16 protein-coding genes are annotated in these 18041 nt (G+C 63.9%); 5 read left to right on the top strand and 11 right to left on the bottom strand.

Features of this window, described 5'->3' with window-relative positions:
• Positions 1-79: 79 nt before the first annotated feature.
• Entirely contained in the window at positions 80-937 is an 858-nt protein-coding gene (locus PI93_RS18095; RefSeq protein WP_039368456.1) for an inositol monophosphatase family protein, read from the top strand.
• Between the two features lie 150 nt (positions 938-1087).
• Here PI93_RS18095 and gltX read toward each other — a convergent pair whose 3' ends face one another.
• The 6 genes from gltX to ssuE form a co-directional block, all read right to left on the bottom strand.
• Positions 1088-2479 carry a glutamate--tRNA ligase gene (gltX, locus tag PI93_RS18100; RefSeq protein WP_039368458.1) on the bottom strand — a complete coding sequence of 464 codons (1392 nt, stop codon included), beginning with the start codon at positions 2477-2479 and terminating at the stop codon, positions 1088-1090.
• Positions 2480-2686: 207 nt separating this feature from the next.
• On the bottom strand, positions 2687-2902 hold the full coding sequence (locus tag PI93_RS18105) for a TOBE domain-containing protein (RefSeq protein ID WP_010807342.1): 216 nt from the start codon (positions 2900-2902) through the stop codon (positions 2687-2689).
• A gap of 52 nt (positions 2903-2954) precedes the next feature.
• Complete coding sequence (locus tag PI93_RS18110; RefSeq protein WP_080759109.1) at positions 2955-3977, bottom strand: ATP-binding cassette domain-containing protein; 1023 nt, start codon at positions 3975-3977, stop codon at positions 2955-2957.
• The gene (gene ssuC, locus PI93_RS18115) at positions 3974-4825 is read right to left on the bottom strand and encodes an aliphatic sulfonate ABC transporter permease SsuC (protein ID WP_080759110.1); all 852 of its coding nucleotides are present in this window, start codon (positions 4823-4825) and stop codon (positions 3974-3976) included. The genes PI93_RS18110 and ssuC overlap by 4 nt, the downstream gene beginning before the upstream one ends.
• A gap of 79 nt (positions 4826-4904) precedes the next feature.
• Complete coding sequence (gene ssuD, locus PI93_RS18120; protein WP_039368464.1) at positions 4905-6056, bottom strand: FMNH2-dependent alkanesulfonate monooxygenase; 1152 nt, start codon at positions 6054-6056, stop codon at positions 4905-4907.
• Between the two features lie 14 nt (positions 6057-6070).
• On the bottom strand, positions 6071-6673 hold the full coding sequence (gene ssuE, locus PI93_RS18125; RefSeq protein WP_039368466.1) for an NADPH-dependent FMN reductase: 603 nt from the start codon (positions 6671-6673) through the stop codon (positions 6071-6073).
• A gap of 282 nt (positions 6674-6955) precedes the next feature.
• On the opposite strand from ssuE, the gene PI93_RS18130 reads away from it, so the two are divergent.
• Positions 6956-7732 carry an AraC family transcriptional regulator gene (locus PI93_RS18130; RefSeq protein ID WP_039368468.1) on the top strand — a complete coding sequence of 259 codons (777 nt, stop codon included), beginning with the start codon at positions 6956-6958 and terminating at the stop codon, positions 7730-7732.
• 113 nt (positions 7733-7845) lie between these two features.
• On the top strand, positions 7846-8184 hold the full coding sequence (locus PI93_RS18135) for a tRNA-binding protein (protein WP_039368470.1): 339 nt from the start codon (positions 7846-7848) through the stop codon (positions 8182-8184).
• Between the two features lie 7 nt (positions 8185-8191).
• Here PI93_RS18135 and PI93_RS18140 read toward each other — a convergent pair whose 3' ends face one another.
• The gene (locus PI93_RS18140; protein WP_039368654.1) at positions 8192-8734 is read right to left on the bottom strand and encodes a peptide deformylase; all 543 of its coding nucleotides are present in this window, start codon (positions 8732-8734) and stop codon (positions 8192-8194) included.
• Positions 8735-9172: 438 nt separating this feature from the next.
• On the opposite strand from PI93_RS18140, the gene PI93_RS18145 reads away from it, so the two are divergent.
• Together PI93_RS18145 and PI93_RS18150 are read left to right on the top strand one after the other, a co-directional pair.
• On the top strand, positions 9173-10840 hold the full coding sequence (locus tag PI93_RS18145) for a phosphoethanolamine transferase (RefSeq protein ID WP_052240542.1): 1668 nt from the start codon (positions 9173-9175) through the stop codon (positions 10838-10840).
• A 105-nt stretch (positions 10841-10945) separates the two neighbouring features.
• Positions 10946-12235, top strand: a complete 1290-nt coding sequence (locus tag PI93_RS18150) for an MFS transporter (RefSeq protein WP_039368471.1) — start codon at positions 10946-10948, stop codon at positions 12233-12235.
• Positions 12236-12336: 101 nt separating this feature from the next.
• Here PI93_RS18150 and PI93_RS18155 read toward each other — a convergent pair whose 3' ends face one another.
• From PI93_RS18155 to purF, 4 genes are all read right to left on the bottom strand, one after another.
• Positions 12337-13770 (bottom strand): NAD-dependent succinate-semialdehyde dehydrogenase, encoded by a 1434-nt coding sequence (locus PI93_RS18155; RefSeq protein ID WP_039368659.1) that lies wholly within the window; start codon positions 13768-13770, stop codon positions 12337-12339.
• Positions 13771-13993: 223 nt separating this feature from the next.
• On the bottom strand, positions 13994-15064 hold the full coding sequence (hisC, locus tag PI93_RS18160) for a histidinol-phosphate transaminase (protein ID WP_039368472.1): 1071 nt from the start codon (positions 15062-15064) through the stop codon (positions 13994-13996).
• Between the two features lie 14 nt (positions 15065-15078).
• On the bottom strand, positions 15079-16266 hold the full coding sequence (locus tag PI93_RS18165) for an O-succinylhomoserine sulfhydrylase (RefSeq protein ID WP_039368474.1): 1188 nt from the start codon (positions 16264-16266) through the stop codon (positions 15079-15081).
• Between the two features lie 246 nt (positions 16267-16512).
• A complete protein-coding gene (gene purF / locus PI93_RS18170) occupies positions 16513-18033 on the bottom strand; it encodes an amidophosphoribosyltransferase (protein ID WP_039368475.1) in 1521 nt (506 codons plus the stop codon).
• Positions 18034-18041: the final 8 nt, after the last annotated feature.

An 18041-nucleotide genomic window follows, 5' to 3' on the forward strand; every position in this document is an offset into this window, starting at 1 on the left:
CGCTTTGTCTGCCACGCCTGCCGGCCGGCCCAGAAGGGGTCGCGCGTACCGTCGGCGATGGCCTTAACAGGAATCTGTCATGCAGCATCCCATGCTTAATATCGCGGTGAAGGCCGCGCGCCGTGCCGGCAATATCATCAGCCGCGCCTCCCTCGACATCGACACCGTCAAGGTCAGCAAGAAGCAGCACAACGACTTCGTGACGGAAGTGGACAAAGCGGCTGAGCAAGCGATCATCGAAACCCTCGTGCAAGCCTATCCGGACCACGCCATCCTCGCCGAAGAATCGGGCGAGGAGCACGGCAAGTCGGGCTCGGAATACCAGTGGATCATCGATCCGCTCGACGGCACCACCAACTTCATTCACGGCCTGCCCTACTACTGCACGTCGATCGCCCTCGCGCACAAGGGCATCGTCTCGCAAGCCGTGATCTACGATCCGACCCGCAACGAACTCTTCACCGCCTCGCGTGGCCGGGGTGCGTTCCTCGACGGCAAGCGTATCCGCGTGTCGCGCCGCGATCGTCTGGCCGACGGCCTGATCGGCACCGGCTTCCCGTTCCGCGACCTGCAAGGCGTTGAAAACTACCTGAAGATGTTCGGCACGATGACCGAGCATTGCGCGGGCATCCGCCGTCCGGGCGCTGCAGCACTCGATCTGGCGAACGTCGCCGCCGGCCGCATGGACGGTTTCTTCGAGCAAGGTCTGAATCCGTGGGACATGGCCGCTGGCAGTCTGCTGATTACCGAAGCCGGTGGTCTGGTCGGTAACTACACCGGCGAATCGGACTTCCTGTTCGAAGGCGAGATCCTTGCGGGCAACCCGAAGATCTACGCACAAATGGTCAAGCTGCTCGAAGGCTATTCGCGCGCCAAGCGTCCGGTCACCTCGGCACGCGCCAGCGCCGTTGCCGCGCAGGACAGCGCCCAGTCGTAAGTGCCGGCGGGGCACTGCCCCCCGATAAAAAAACCCCGGCGATGCTCAGGCATCCCGGGGTTTTTTATTTCCGGCGCTGCCACAGGCAACCCCGGAATGGCCGACGGCGCGTGTCTCACGCGCTCACCTGCCTTATGCGACTTAAGCGACTTAAGCGCTCAGACGTGCCAGCACCGTGTCGCGGCCGAGCAGTTCCAGCACGGCATCGATGGCCGGCGTGTGCGTCGTGCCGACCACCAGCAGGCGCACCGGCATGGCGAGCTGCGGCATCTTCATGCCGTGCTGCGCGAGCGTGGCCTTGAACGCCGGCGAAATCGCTTCCTTCTTCCACTCGGGCAGCGCCGTGAGCGCCGTGGCGAGATCCTTCACCGCCGCACGGGCAGCATCGGTCATGTGCTGGGTCAGATCGGCTTCCGACGGCACGGGCTTGCGGTAGAACATTTCGGCGCTTTGCGCGATGTCCTTGATGGTGTTCGCACGGTCCTTGAACAGCGCGACCACATCGGCAAGCGACGGACCGCCTTCGATCGACACGCCCGCCTTTTGCAGGAACGGCTCGGTCAGCCCGGCCAGACGCGCGTTATCGGCTTGCTTCAGATACTGATTGTTCAGCCAAAGCAGCTTTTCGGGATTGTGCTGCGCCGGCGACTTGCCCAGATGCTCAAGGTCGAACCATGCGACGAACTGCTCGCGCGTGAAGACTTCCGCATCGCCGTGCGCCCAGCCCAGACGCGCCAGATAGTTCACCACGGCCTCGGGCAGGAAGCCCTCTTCGCGGTACTGCACCACGCTCATGGCGCCATTGCGCTTGGACATCTTCTCGCCCTGGTCGTTGAGCACCGTGGGCAGGTGCGCGTAGACCGGCGGCTGCTTGCCGAGCGCTTCGAAGATGTTGATCTGACGCGGCGTGTTGTTCACGTGGTCGTCGCCGCGAATCACGTGCGTGATGTCCATGTCGATGTCATCGACCACAACGCAGAAGTTGTACGTCGGCGTGCCGTCCGGACGCGCGATCACGAGATCGTCGAGTTCTTCGTTCGAGATCTCGATACGCCCCTTGACGGCGTCCTCCCACACCACGCTGCCGGTGAGCGGATTCTTGAAGCGCAGCACCGGTTGCACGCCGGCGGGCGGCTCGGGCAGCACCTTGCCCGGCTCCGGACGCCAGCGGCCGTCGTAACGCGGCTTCTCGCCGCGCGCACGCTGCTGCTCGCGCAACTCGTCGAGTTCTTCCACGCTCATGTAGCACGGATAGACATGGCCGGCGCCCTTCAGTTGCTCGAGCACTTCGCGATAGCGATCCATGCGCTGCATCTGGTAGAACGGGCCTTCGTCGTAGTCGAGACCGAGCCATTCCATGCCTTCGAGAATGACTTGCACGGCTTCCGGGGTCGAGCGCTCGAGATCGGTATCCTCGATGCGCAGCACGAAGACACCTTCGTTGTGACGCGCGAAGGCCCACGGATAGAGAGCGGAACGGATGTTGCCCAGATGGATGAATCCAGTCGGGCTAGGCGCAAAGCGGGTGCGGACAGTGGTCATGGTTTGGCTTCGGTGCATCGCGTTGGCGACAAACAAAAACGCCCGCGGCGGAGGGTCTCGCGCAGGCGGGTCGCCAACATTTGGAAGCCATCATTATATCAGCCGAGTGCGTGCATTCGCGGCACAGTCCGAGAGCCGGGTCGGAATTTCCCGCTATGCGCATCGGACACGGCCCCCGCGCGCGTCCGATGCGGCCCTTCCGAGACGTCAGAGCTTGGCGAGCGACACCTCGGTGGCCTTCACAAGGGCCACCACTTCGGAGCCGACGTCCAGACGCAGCTCGTCGATCGAGCGCGTGGTAATGACCGACGTGACGATGCCGCTCGGCGTTTCGACGTCCACTTCGGACAACACCGGGCCGCGCAGAATTTCGCGAATACGGCCTTTGAACTGGTTACGGACATTGATAGCAGTGATACCCATGATGAACTCCTGTGTTCGGAAAAAAATCGAAAAAACGGATGAACGGATGACCTCAGACGGCCCAGCGCACGGTCGCCGCCGGCCACAGCGGCTCCGGCGCGGGAATGTGGGCGCCGGCTGACGGTTCGGTTTGGAGCACACGCGCGAGTACCTGGGCCTCAAGTCCGGCAAACTCGACACTGCCGCGAGCACGCGGACGCGCCAGCGACATCGGTTGATCAAGACCCAACTGCCCTTGCTCGATGAGCACCACGCGGTCGGCGAGCGCCACCGCTTCCTGCACATCGTGCGTAACGAGCAGTGCCGTAAAGCCGTGAGCACGCCACAGACGCTCGATCAGCGCGTGCATTTCAATGCGGGTGAGCGCATCGAGCGCGCCAAGCGGCTCGTCGAGCAGCAGCAAATCGGGTTGATGCACCAGGGCGCGGGCAAGCGCCACACGCTGGCGTTGACCGCCCGACAACTGGCTCGGCCAATCGTTGGCCCGCTCGGCCAGACCGACTTCGCCCAGCACTTCCAGTGCCTTGGCGTGCGACGATTTCGGCAGCCCGAGGGCGACGTTTTCCAGCACCGTTCGCCACGGCAGCAGACGCGCATCCTGAAACATGATGCGGGTGGACACCGCACCAGACGCGCCGCTGAGCGCGTGCCCGTCGAGCGTAATGCGACCACCGTCGGGCGTCTCGAGACCCGCGATCAATCGCAGCAGCGTCGACTTGCCGCAGCCACTGCGCCCCACGATGGCGGCGAAACCGCCTCGCGGAATCGTCAGCGAAAAGTCCGAGAGCACCGAGCGAGCGCCGTAATGCTTGCCAACGCCGTCGATGCGCAGGCCGGAGGTCGACGCCGACGCATCCGCGTCACTTGCCGGATGCACCACTTTAAGATTCGTCCCCGATGCCGTGCGCGGCACGGCATGGGCAGCGTGGGCAGCAACGTTCGGCGCAAGCGGCAGTTGCGTGCCGAACGGGTCGACTTGCGGATCGAGCGGCAAGCGGCCTGAGGCGCGTTGCTCTGCCGTCCATTCGGCTTCGATGTCGGCGCCCGCGACCGGTGCCAATTGTTGTGCGCTCATGCGGCGGCTCCTCGTTGAAAGGCCGGATGCCAGCGCAACCAGCGGAATTCCAGTTCTTTGGCCAGCACATCGGCCAGCTTGCCCAGCAGCGCGTACAACAGAATCCCGACCAGCACGATGTCGGTCTGAAGAAACTCGCGGGCGTTCATCGTCAGATATCCGATACCCGACTGCGCGGAGATGGTCTCCGCCACGATCAGCGTCACCCACATCAGGCCCAGCGAGAAGCGCACGCCCACCAGAATCGACGGCAACGCCCCCGGCAGAATCACGTCCCGATACAAGGCCCAGCCACGCAAGCCGTAACTACGCGCCATCTCGACAAGCGCCGGGTCGACGGCACGAATGCCTGCATACGTATTGAGATACATCGGGAAAAACACGCCGATGGACACCAGGAACAGCTTGGCCTTTTCGTCGATGCCGAACCACAGGATCACGAGCGGAATGAGCGCCAGATGCGGAATATTGCGCAGCATCTGGAACGACGAATCGAGCGCCGTTTCCGCAACACGCGACAAACCGGTCAGCATGCCCAGCAGCAGCCCGAGGCCACCGCCGATCAGAAAGCCGATCACAGCGCGGCCCGTCGACACGCCGATATCGCGCCAGATCTGGCCGCTCAAGGCGAGTTGCCACGCTGCGTCGACCACGGCCGACGGCGCGGGCAGCACACGTGTCGACAGCCAGCCCTCTTGCGCGGCCAACTGCCAGAACGCGACCAGCACAATGGGCACCGCCCACGGCGCGAGCCGTCTCGCTGCCGTGCGCCAGTGGCGTTGCAGCGTGCCACCACGGTGAGCAACGGCAACCGTCGCCTGGACATCGTTCAAGGTGGTTTGCGTCATGCGAATTTCTCCCCAGGGCGTTGCCGCCCCGTTGCTTTTTCCAATCAAGGTGAAACAGGTCCGGTGTCGTGCGTCGCGCTCAGCTTTGCGACGCCCTCGGCACGATGTTGTTGGCCATGACCTCGCCGATCGGCCCCGAGAGCGAGACATTGCCCAGCCGTTCGCGCACGTGACGCGGCAGATGAGGAAACACGAGTTCGGCGAAACGGTAGGCCTCTTCGAGGTGCGGATAGCCCGACAGAATGAAGGTATCGATGCCGAGATCGGCGTACTCGCGCAGTCGCTGCGCCACCGTCGGGCCATCGCCCACGAGCGCTGTGCCAGCCCCGCCTCGCACGAGCCCCACGCCCGCCCACAGATTGGGCGCGATCACGAGCTTGTCGCGGCGTCCGCCATGCAGCGCGGCCATACGTCGCTGACCTTCCGAATCCATCTTGGCGAACTGCGTCTGCACGCGCGCAATGGTCTCGTCGTCGAGCTTGCTGATGAGGGCGTCGGCAGCGCGCCAGGCTTCGTCGTCCGTCTCGCGCACGATGACATGCAAACGCAGACCGAAGCGCAGCGTGCGTCCGAGTTTCGCGGCGCGCGCGCGCACGTCGGCAATCTTCTCGGCCACATCGGCCAACGGTTCGCCCCACGTCAGGTAGACATCGAGTTGTTCCGCAGCGATCTGACGCGCCACCTCCGACGAGCCACCGAAATACAGCGGCGGGTGCGGTGCCTGCACCGGCGGGAAGAACAGCTTCGCCCCCTTCGCCCGCAGATGTTTGCCTTCGAAATCGACGCTCTCCCCGCTGTGCGAGGCCTGGAACAGCGAACGCCAGATGCGCAGGAATTCGTCGGTGACGGCGTAGCGCTCGGCATGGTCGGCAAAGAAGCCGTCGCCTTCGAGTTCGCCCGCGTCGCCCCCTGTGACGACATTGATCAACAACCGGCCCCCCGACAGTCGATCGAACGTCGAAGCCATGCGTGCGGTCAGCGCGGGCGAAGCGATTCCCGGGCGTATGGCAACGAGAAACTTGAGATTGCGCGTGGCGCCGATGAGGCTCGACGCGGTGACCCATGCGTCTTCGCATGAGCGGCCGGTGGGCAGCAACACCCCTTCGTAGCCGAGCGAATCGACAGCGCTGGCGATCTGCCGCGCGTAATCGAAGTCGAACACGCGTCCGCCATCGGACGTTCCCAGATAGCGCGTATCGCCGTGTGTCGGAATGAACCAGAAGACTTGCATATGAACTCCGGCGCTCAGGCGGCGAGCGTAGCCCGTGCAGCGGCCGTGCGTGCGGCAGCGGCAACCGTGGACGGCCACTGACGAATGACCTCGCGCTCGTGCAGCCACTGCGAGAGTTGATCCACTGTGGTGCCCAGACGCGCGGCAATCGGCGCATCCAGCGTGGCGCCCTCTTCCTTCGGCACCTGCTGATCGACGGCGAAGACGCCGCGCAGAATATGTTGCGCCCCGAGCGCGGACAGCACCGGCTTGAGGGCGTAGTCGAGCGCCAGCAGATGCGCGGGACTGCCCCCCGTCGCAAACGGTGCGACCAGCTTGTCCGCAAGACCGTCCTGCGGCAGCACGTCGAGGAAGGCTTTGAGCAAGCCGCTGTAGGCTGCCTTGTACACGGGCGTCGCCACGACCACAGCCTGTGCACCGGCGACCTGTGCGAGCGCGTGACGAAGATCGTCGTGCGACGTGTCGGCCGCGAGCAGCGCGGCCGGTGAGAGCGCGCGAATGTCGATGCGGCGCACCGCAATGCCAGCCGCAGCCAGTTCGGATTCAACGAAACGCAGCAACCGGGCGCTGCGCGAGGCAGCCGACGGGCTGCCCGAGATCGTGACGGCGTATGTCATACTTCCCTGCCTAAGACGGGCCGTGCGCGTGCTGCCACGCTGGCCCTGAGGAATCGAAAGCGCACCGGATGCGCAACCGGCCTGACGGGCGGTCTGCACGGTGCCGACCGGGGCTTCCCGGCCACTGGAGAACCAGTGTAGCGATCCGCTCAGTGCGCCCGAACCAATGAATCCGGGATTGCTTTGCGCGTTTTTTCATAACCTGAAGTCATGCACCTTCGGCGCCTTATTCCCCAGAGCGGTGCTAACGTCTGATTCCCGGACGTTTGCCGTCACACCACCATGTCTGCCCCGATCCTCGAACTGCGCGAGTACCACCCAACCGACAGCACCGACACGCACGACTTTCATCAGGTCGTGATCGGGCTATCGGGGCGCATGTCGATTTCATTGGATGGCAATGCCGCGCAGTTCGGCCGCGTGGGCGCGCGCAACGGCGTGGTGATTCCCGCAGGCGTGCGACACGACTACCGGGGCGACGGACCTAACCGGCAGGTCGTGCTGGACGTGCCGTCGTACCTCGTCACGGCGACGGGTACCGAACGGGCGTTCGCACACGAGGCCTTTTTCGCGCTGGACGCCAAGCTGCTGGCGTTGGTCCAGCGAGTGAGCGCAGGCGTGCAGGACGGTCACCCGCTGAGCGCAGACGATCCGGTGGTGCGCGAGTGGCTCGCCGCCCTCATGGCGCGGCTCGCACCGGCACGGCCCGCGTTGCGTACCGTCCGGCTGGATCTGGCGCGCATCGACGCGCGGCTGCAAGCCGAACTGGCAACGCCGCTCGATACGGCCACGCTGGCGCAGGACGCCGGGATGAGCGTGCGGCACTTTCACGATTGCTTCGTCGCCATGACCGGCGAGACGCCTCACCGGCATCTCATGCGCCTTCGACTCGCACGCGCAGCGTCATTGCTGGCCGAGACCGACGCGACGCTCGCCGACATCGCACTCGACGTCGGCTTCAACGACCAGAGCGCCCTCACGCATGCCTTTCGTCAGCATTTCGGTCAGACGCCCGCCGTCTGGCGGCGCGAACGCGCTGGCCGTGGCGCTATCGGCTGACCCCGCCGACCCTGCGCCCCTTCTGTCTGCCGAAATTCACAAGCCACCTCTGGCGGCAACGCGTTACGCTCTGCGTCCATTCATCTGTCGACAGGGACAAAAGGGAGCTGGACATGGCCGAGACCATCGAGTGGCAGGACTTCGAGAGAATCGATTTGCGCGTGGGGACGATTGTGGCGGCCCGCGTCAATGAGAAAGCGAAGAAGCCCGCCTATGTGCTGGAAGTCGATCTGGGGGCGTTGGGCGTGAAGACATCCAGCGCGCAGATCACCGTGCACTACACCCCGGAGGCGCTCGTCGGCCGGCAGGTGCTGTGCGTCTGCAATTTCGCACCCAAGCGCATTGCCGGCGTCGTCTCGGAAGTGCTGGTGACCGGCTTTGCCGACACCAGTGGCGCCATTGTCCTCGCGGGGGTGGAACGCGCGGTCCCCAATGGCGCGCGTCTTCACTGAGGCCCCGTCAGCGTTGCGGAAAATAATCGACTTGCCGCGCAAACGTCTCGCGATCGGCATCGAACACACGCCGCGACACCACCGCGTTCTCGCCCACGGCACGGTCGAACGACAACTTGCCGTCGAGATGATCGATCTCGTGCTGTAACAGTTCGGCCTGCGCCAGCGGCAACTTCGCCTTCATGTACACGTCACCCGACAGATCCCAGCAGCGCACCGAGATCGACGCGTAACGCGCCACACGCACCAGCGTTTCGGGAAAGCACATGCAGTCGTCCCAGAGCGTGACACGCGCGTCGCTCATCCACACGATCTCAGGATTGACAATCACATCGGACCAGCCGGGCACGGCGAGCGCGATCATGCGCCGGTCGATGCCGATTTGCGGCGCGGCAATGGCGCGCCCAAAGCCGTGCGCCGCGCGAAAGGCGGCGAGCGCCTCACACAGATCGGCAGCATCGCGGCGCACTGCCGGATCGTTCACGTCGACCACGTCGGCAGCGACCCTGCTTAGCGACGGTGCGCCCACACGAAGCACCTCGCGCGTCACGATGCCTCCCGACGCACGCAGGCATCCACGCAGGCAGCGCAACGGGAAATCAGCAGGGGTGGCAGCGTTGGTATTGGCAACATCGGAATTTACGAACCTCGATCGAGCGGATGCCACGATTGTAGAGACGCACCGCGAAATGCAATTTCGTTGAACACGCCTTCACGTCAATAAACTTCCATCGGTACGCGCTCACCAATGGCTGCACCGGCATCGTGCGCCGGATCATCCTCCCGGTCGCGTCTCATCGCCGACACCTCCCCGCGTCAATACCGACTTCCGCTCGTCTAAAAAAATATTGCTCGATACCGACACTTTCCCAAGTCCTGGCAGTCGAAACGCCCAATTCGACAGCCTGTCGGGTGCTGGACGGGGACGCATTCTCCCGCTCGGACAACCTCGCGAACAGGCCGGAAAAATGCTCGGCGGAGACCGCGATTGAAGCCCCTATTGCATCGGTTATATCTTGGACTTGGCGGTCTGACCGCCTTCTGGGCACTCGGCATGCTGAGCGCCAGCGAATACGGCAAGAGCGCGGCCCTCATGACGACCGCCCTCCCCGGGCTTGCCGGGCTGTGCCTGCTGCTACGCGCCCGGCCCGCGTGGCTGAGCATTGCCACCCTCAGCATCGTCGGTGTGTTCTTCCTCGACGCCGCCACCAAGGGCTTCCTGCGCGACTACTTCGGCATGCGCCCCAATCACCTGCTGGTACTGCATGCGGTGTTCAACACCAATCCGTCCGAAACCGGCGAGTTCTTCCGTCACAACTGGCGCGATGTCGCTCAAGCCAGCGCCGCGTTCCTCGTGTTATTCGGCGCCGTCGCTTTCGGCGAGCGCCGCCTGACACGAGAGGATGGCAGACAGCCGCAAGCGCCCATGCGACGCACCGGAAAAACCGTTGTCGTGGCGCTGCTGACGGCATTTCTCGCACTGCACCTCAACCCGACCATGGCGCGCGAAAATCCGCTGCTCTATTGGCCGATGCGCTACCTCGATTACAAACGGCAAGCCGATCACGCGACGCAGTTGCAACGCGATCTCGAGCAGAACATGGCGCAACGGGAAGACTGGCGCGTGCAGTATCGCGGGCCTGACAAGAACACCGTTGTCTGGGTGATCGGCGAGAGTCTGAATCGCAACAACATGTCGCTCTACGGCTACGCGCGCAACACCACGCCGATGCTCGACTCCCTGCGAGGCGATCTTATAGTGTTCCGCGACGTGGTGTCGTCGGAACCGGCGACGATGTCGTCGCTCATGAAAATGCTCACGCCCGCCAGTCTCGACGATCCCGAGGCATGGACGCGCGAACCCGATGTGGTCATGCTCGCGAAGGAAGCCGGCTACCGCACGTACTGGATCTCGAATCAGGTGCCCAACGATGGTTGGCTCGGGTTGGTGGCAAAGCGCGCCGACGAGCAGGTATTCATCAACAAGGGCTATGGGCGGGGTGAAAACAACGTCGATGGCAATCTGCTGCCGGCGTTTGACGCAGCGCTGGCCAGCGACGCCCCGAAGAAGCTCATCGTCGTGCACCTGCTGGGCGCCCATCCGACCTACGACATGCGCTACCCCGAGGAATTTGCGCGCTTCGACAATACCGACGATGCCGTGATGGCCTCGCTCACCGCTCAGGGCAGATCGATGTGGGTGCGGCATCTGCGCAACGATTACGACAACGCCATCGCGTACAACGACTTCGTTGTTTCGAGCCTGATTCGCAAAACGATGGCCGCAAGTCCACACGCCGATGCAAGCCTGCTGTTCAGCTCGGATCACGCGCAGGAAGTCGGTCACACGCGCAATCACGCCGGGCAGTCGGTCGCCGATGCTTCGGGCTACGAAATTCCGATGATCGTCTGGTCCCGCGCCGGCAAGGCCCTCTCGGACGGGCAAGGCAGCCTGTCGCGAGCGGCACTTGAAGCCCGTCCGTATCAGACCGACCGGCTCGATCACACGCTGCTCGGCATGCTCGACATCGACACGCCCTATTACCGCGCGGCCGACGATCTGCTGAGCGTGGACTTCACCCCGCAAACGCGCCGCATCAACGGCCGGGAATACGTGTCGAATCGCCGCAACGAACAGCCCCCGTCGAACAATTAGGCAGCGCATTGTCGCGCCGTCAGAATTCAATCGCAAGAAACGGAGCGCTTCCCTGCGATCTTCCGCCTAGACTCGCCTCGCACGTCCAATTTTGAGGGGATCGGTATGGCAGAAGCACCGGGCCGGGGGCCAGAGGCGCCGCCCGTCACGTCGCTCGTGACATCGCTCGTGGCATCGCTTACGCAGGCGAATCTCGCGGCACAGTTCAGCGAACAGATGACGCTGGCAGTCATTCCTATCGTCGCCGTCATCGCCCTCGGTGCCTCGGCCGAACAGACTGCCTCGTTGCAGGCGGCCACGACACTCCCCTTCCTGCTGCTCTCCCTGCCCGCTGGGGTGCTGGCGGATCGCTACCGCCGCAAGCCGCTGATGGTCGCCACAGAGCTATTGCGCGCCGTCGCACTGCTAGGCCTGTTCGCATTGTTTCGCGCGCATTTGCTGACACTTCCCGCATTGGGTGTCCTCGGCTTCGCGATGGCGACAGGCACGGTGGTCTTCGGTGCGGCAGCCCCGTCGCTGGTGGCCGCGCTCGTCGCGCCGGGGGACCTGTTGACGGCGAATCGGCAACTCGAGATCGCCCGCAGCATTGCTTTCACTGCGGGCCCCGCGTTGGGTGGTCTGATGGCGGGATGGGCGTCGGCCACGCCCGCCTTTGCCACCGCATTCGCGCTCTCGCTCGCCAGTGTCTACTGTCTGACACGCTTGCCGGCGGAAGCCCCGCGCGTCGCCTCCCGACGCCATTTTCTGCGCGAGTTGGCCGACGGCGTGCGCTTCATCGCCCATAGCCCCTATCTACGGCCTATCGTGGCGACGGCATTCGTCTTCAACACGTCGTGGTATCTGTTGCTCGCCATCTTCGCGTACTACGCCATCCATTCGCTGACGTTCTCGGCACAGGCCGTGGGCATCGCGCTCGGCGTCTACGGCTTCGGGATGGTATGCGGCGCGTTCGGCTATCGGCACATCGCCAGGCGACTGTCATTCGGCCGACAGATCGTGCTTGGCCCCGCCTGCGCCGCCGTCGCATCGCTGCTGATGCTGGCGACATGGCGCCTGTCGGGCGGCGTGCTCACCTACGCCGTGGTATTTGCGGCGTTCTTCCTGTTCGGCTGCGGTCCGATCGTGTGGACGATCTCGACGACGTCGCTGCGCCAAACGGTGACGCCGGGAGGGCTGATCGCTCGCGTATCGGCCGTGATCATGACGGCGACCGCCGGTGCGCGGCCATTCGGGGCATGTCTTGGCGCGTGGCTCGCCTCGACGCTCGGCACACGATACTGTCTTGTCGCCATGGCCGGCGGTTTCGCCGTGCAACTCGGCATCATCGTGTTTTCACCGGCATCACGGCTGTCAGCCATCGAAGCCGCGTCGCTGAATACCACCGCAACGGCCTGAGCCCCCACCGTTTCGATGCGACGCAGAAACAAAAAAGCCGATGCAGTCGCCTGCATCGGCTCGCTCGGCGACTGCGCGCCGGATATCACACGATCCGTCGATCAGACATCCAGACGCGTCACGAACTTCGGTTGCAGATAGGCTTCGAGCGCCTCCGGGCCGCCCTCCGAACCGTAGCCGCTGTCCTTCACGCCGCCGAACGGCACTTCCGGCAACGCCAGACCCGAATGGTTGATCGTCAGCATGCCGCTCTCGACGCGCGCCGCCAGACGATGTGCCGTGCCTTGCGAGGTCGTGTACGCATACGCGGCCAGACCATACGGCAGACGGTTTGCCTCGGCGATGGCTTCCTCTTCCGTATCGAACGGGTTGACGATGGCCACCGGACCGAACGGCTCTTCGTGCATGATCTTCGCGCTCATCGGCACATTGCACAGCACGGTCGGTGCGTAGAAATAGCCGCCTTGCGCAGCACGCTTGCCCCCCGTCTTGAGCTGCGCGCCGTTGGCGACGGCATCGTCCACGATGGCGCTGATGGCCTCGAAACGCTTGGCGTTGACCAACGGGCCCATCGTCGTTTCGGGGTCAAGACCGTTACCGACGCGAATCGATTCGGCGGCCTTCACGAAGGCGTCGACGAACTGGTCGTATACACCGCGCTGCACGAGGAAACGCGTCGGGGCGATACAGACCTGTCCGGCGTTGCGGAACTTGCCGCCCGCGAGGTTGCGCACGGCAGCGGCGATATCGGCATCGTTGAAAATCAGCGCGGGCGCATGACCGCCGAGTTCCATCGTCACGCGCTTCATGTGCAGACCGGCCATCGCGGCAAGCTGCTTGCCCACCGGCGTCGAGCCCGTGAACGACACCTTGCGGATCGTGGGATGCGGAATCAGGTACGACGAAATCTCGGCGGGCACGCCATACACGAGGTTGAGCACGCCGTCGGGCAGACCGGCATCGGCGAAGGCGCGAATCAGCGCGGCCGGCGACGCAGGCGTTTCTTCCGGCGCCTTCACGATCACCGAGCAACCGGCGGCCAGCGCAGCGGACACCTTGCGCACGACCTGATTGACCGGGAAATTCCAGGGCGTGAACGCTGCCACCGCACCGACCGGCGACTGGATCACCATCTGGTAGACGTTCGGCACACGTGCGGGCACCAGACGTCCATAGGCACGCTTGCCTTCTTCCGCGAAGAATTCAATGATGTCGGCGGCCGAGAGCACTTCGCCCTTGGCTTCACCGATGGGCTTGCCCTGCTCCATCGTCATCTGACGTGCGATATCGCCAACGCGCTCGCGCAGCAGGCCGGCAGCCTTGCGCATGAGCTTGGCGCGCTCGAACGGGGCGATTTCGCGCCACTTGGCAAAGCCGGCTTCGGCGGCCGCCAGGGCAGCGTCCAGATCCGGCTGAGTCGCGCGCGCCACCGTGCCGATGGTCTCACCCGTGGCCGGGTTCTCGATCGGCAGCGTGAGGCCTTCTGCGCCCGCTTTCCACTGTCCGTTGATGAAAAGTTCTACGTTATGCGACATGCTGAAGTCTCCGGTTGGCAACACGCCCAACAGCATAACGCAGGCTACGTTTTCCTGTTGCCTTCCCACCGTGGCTGAGTCCGACAATATCGACGGACATCTCATCCCGTGAAATCAAAAGGGCCGGCAGTGTGGGGAACGTTTCACTCCCCCACGCTGCCGGCCCTTTCAGGCATAGACGCTTCGGTCCAGCCGTCTGCGCCCGGATGCCCCGGACGACGCCTCAGCCCGCCAGAATTTCCTTCAACGCTTGCGTGAAAGTCTGGCACTCGTCTTCGGTACCGACGGTGATGCGCAGGAACTGCGCCACACGCGCGTGCTTGAAGTGCCGCACGATGATCGAGCGCTCGCGCAGCGCGGCGGCCAGTTGCGCCGCGTCGTGCGAGGCATGACGCGCGAACACGAAGTTTGCCGTCGACGGCAGCACATCGAAGCCCAGCGCTTGCAAGCGCGCGACCAGTCCTTCACGGCTCGCGATCACCGCCTGACGCGTCAGGTCGAAGTACGCTTCGTCTTCGATGGCCGCCACGCCCGCCGCCTGAGCGAGCCGGTCGAGCGGATACGAATTGAAGCTGTTCTTCACGCGCTCGAGCGCCTCGATCAGATCCGGATGCCCAATGGCGAAGCCAAGTCGCAACCCGGCCAGCGAACGCGACTTGGACAGCGTCTGCACCACCAGCAGGTTCGGATACTTCGCGATCAGCCCTGCGGCACTCTCACCGCCGAAGTCGATGTACGCCTCGTCGATCACCACAACGGAATCCGGGTTCCCTGCCAGAAGACGCTCAATCTCCCCGGATGCCAGCACGCGGCCCGTGGGCGCGTTCGGATTCGGGAAAATGATGCCGCCGTTCGGCTTGAGGTAATCGTCGACGCGAATCTCGAACGCCTCGGTCAGCGGCACGTTCTCGAACGTCACGCCGTAAAGCCCGCAGTACACCGGGTAAAAGCTGTAGGTGATATCCGGAAACAGAATCGGCTTGTCGTGCTTCAGCAATCCCTGAAACACGTTCGCCAGTACTTCGTCTGAGCCATTGCCCACATGCACATTGGCAACCTCAAGACCGAAACGCTTCGCGATGGTCTCCTTGAAACGGCGCGCATCGGGATCGGGGTACAGCTTGAGCGCGTCGGCATCGCTGCCGAGCGCCTCGCGAATCGCAGCCAGCACGCGCGGCGACGGGCCGTATGGGTTCTCGTTGGTATTGAGCTTGATGAGCCGCTGCATCTGCGGCTGCTCACCGGGCACATAGGGCGTCAGATCGGCAACGCCCGCACTCCAGAATCGACTCATGACGACGGCTCCGCTCAGCTCACGAAACCACGCAGCAGGTCGGCCTGAATGTCGGCCGGCGACTCCAGCCCCACTGCCAGACGAATCAGACCTTCCGTAATACCCGCCGCGGCACGCGCTTCCGGCGTGATGCGGCCATGCGTCGTGCTGGCCGGGTGCGTGATCGTGGTGCGCGTGTCGCCGAGATTGCCCGTGATCGAACACACGCGGGTGTTGTCGATCACGCGCCAGGCGTTCTCGCGTTGCTCGGCAGGCGTCGCGCCCTTGAGTTCAAACGCGACAATGGCACCGCCCGCCTTCTGCTGGCGTTGAGCGAGTTCGTACTGCGGATGCGACGGCAGACCCGGGTAGAACACGCGGGCCACTTGCGGTTGCTGTTCCAGCCATTGCGCAATCGCGAGGGCATTGGCCGATTGACGCTCGATACGCAGCGACAGCGTCTCCATGCCTTTGAGCAACACCCAGGCGTTGAACGCCGAGAGGGTCGGACCCGCGCTGCGCACGAACGTGAAGACCTTGCCCATGATGAAGTCCTTCTTGCCGACGATGGCGCCGCCGAGCACGCGCCCCTGACCGTCAAGGTACTTCGTGGCGGAGTGCACGACGACGTCCGCCCCGTACTCGATGGGACGCTGCAATGCCGGCGTACAGAAGCAGTTGTCGACGACGAACATCGCGCCCGCTTCCTTCGCGATCTTGCCAATGGCGGCGATGTCGGCGATATCCGTGAGCGGGTTGGACGGCGTTTCCAGGAAGAACATCTTCGTATTCGGACGAATCGCGGCGCGCCAGGCGTCGAGATCGGTCGGGTCGACGAAGGTGGTCTCGACACCGAAGCGGCTGAAGATCGTGGAGAAGACGTTCAGCGTGGAGCCGAAAATGCTTTGCGAGCTGACGAGGTGATCGCCTGCGGAAAGCGCTGACATCACGACGGAAACGATGGCACTCATGCCCGAAGAGGTCGCCATGCAGGCCTCACCGCCTTCGAGGGCGGCCAGACGATCCTGAAACATCGACACGGTCGGGTTGGTGAAGCGCGAGTAGGTGAAGCCCTCCTCCGAATGCGCGAAGCGTTCGGCGGCCTCGGCCGCGCTCTTGAAGACAAAGCTCGAGGTCAGGTAAAGCGCCTCGGAATGCTCACCAAACTCGGAGCGCTGCGTGCCCGCGCGCACCGCCAGGGTATCGAAGTCGAAGGAGTCCATCGTGTATCTCGTGATTGGGTTGGCCCGACCGCCGGCCAAAAAAAGAAAAGCCCGTTTCGCTGTTCAGCAAAACGGGCTCGAAATCCATCTGTCTAGGCCTCGCTTTAGCTGTTTCGGGGATGTTCCCCCACGTCCGCAAGCTGAAATCAAATCGACGTGAGAAGCAGTGTAGCACGTTGCAGGCGCGCAGGGAAAATCCCGCCGGCCCACCGGGCATTTGCCCGGCTGGCCGCCCTCAGGCGCCGCTCAGAGGCCAAGCTGAGCCCCGCGCGGCTCATTTTCGTCGCCTTCGCCGGATTCCACCACGGGGGCCTTCGGCGCCTTGCGCTGCTGCTCCAGACGGTTGAGGTACTCGGTCGTCACATCGCCCGTGATGTACTTCCCGTCGAAGCACGACGCATCGAAATCGGTCAGCGCCGGGTTGATGTCGCGCACGGCAGCCTTCATGTCCTCGACGTCCTGATAAATCAGTTCGTCGGCACCGATGATGCGCGCCACTTCCTCGTCGGTACGATCGTGGGCCACCAGTTCGCTACGCGTGGGCATGTCGATGCCGTACACGTTCGGGAACTTCACCGGCGGCGCCGCCGACGCGAAGATCACCTTGCGCGCACCGGCGTCGCGTGCCATCTGCACGATTTCCTGGCTGGTCGTGCCGCGCACGATCGAGTCGTCCACGATCAGCACGTTCTTGTCCTTGAACTCGACGCGCATGGCGTTGAGCTTCTGACGTACCGATTTCTTGCGCATCGCCTGGCCGGGCATGATGAAGGTGCGGCCGACATAGCGGTTCTTGAAGAAGCCTTCGCGATAGTTCAGGCCCAGTCGCTTGGCGACCTGCATCGCGGCCGGACGGCTCGAATCCGGAATCGGCATCACGACGTCGATGTCCTGATAGTCGATCTCGCGGCGGATCTTCTCGGCGAGGTAATCGCCCATGCGCAGACGCGCGTCGTAGACCGCCACGCCGTCGAGCACCGAATCCGGACGCGCCAGATACACCAGTTCGAAAATGCACGGGTGCAACGAGACCGACTCCGAGCACTGTTGCGAGACCAGTTCGCCATCGTTGCTGATGAAGACCGCTTCCCCCGGCTTGACGTCGCGCTCGAACGCGAAGCCCATGCCTTCCAAGGCCACCGACTCCGACGCCACCATCCACTCCGTGCCGTTCGGGCCATCGAAACGGCCGATACACAGCGGACGGATACCGTTCGGGTCGCGGAACGCGAGCAGGCCGAAGCCGGAGATGATCGAGACGATGGCATACGAGCCGCGCAGACGGCCATGCACCTTGCCCACCGCTTCGAACAGCGACGCGACACTCAGACCATCGCGCGCGCTCTGCTGCAATTCGTGTGCGAGCACGTTGAGCAGCACTTCCGAGTCCGAGGTGGTGTTGATGTGGCGACGGTCGACGCGGAACATCTCGTCCTTGAGCTGCTCCCAGTTCGTCAGGTTGCCGTTGTGCGCGAGCACGATGCCGTAAGGCGCATTCACGTAGAACGGCTGGGCTTGTGCGGCGCTCGACGACCCGGCCGTCGGGTAACGCACCTGACCGATACCGACCGTGCCCGGCAAGTCGCGCATGTTGCGCGTGCGGAACACGTCGCGCACCATGCCGTTGCCCTTGTGCATGTAGAACGACTGGCCGTCCGTCGTGGCGATACCGGCAGCGTCCTGCCCACGGTGCTGCAACAGCAGCAGGCTATCGTAGATGAACTGGTTGACAGGGGATTTGGAGACTACACCGACGATGCCACACATGGCATGAA

Origin of the sequence: Pandoraea fibrosis, from assembly GCF_000807775.2 — a bacterium.
In the GTDB taxonomy this organism is placed as follows: Bacteria; Pseudomonadota; Gammaproteobacteria; order Burkholderiales; family Burkholderiaceae; genus Pandoraea; species Pandoraea fibrosis.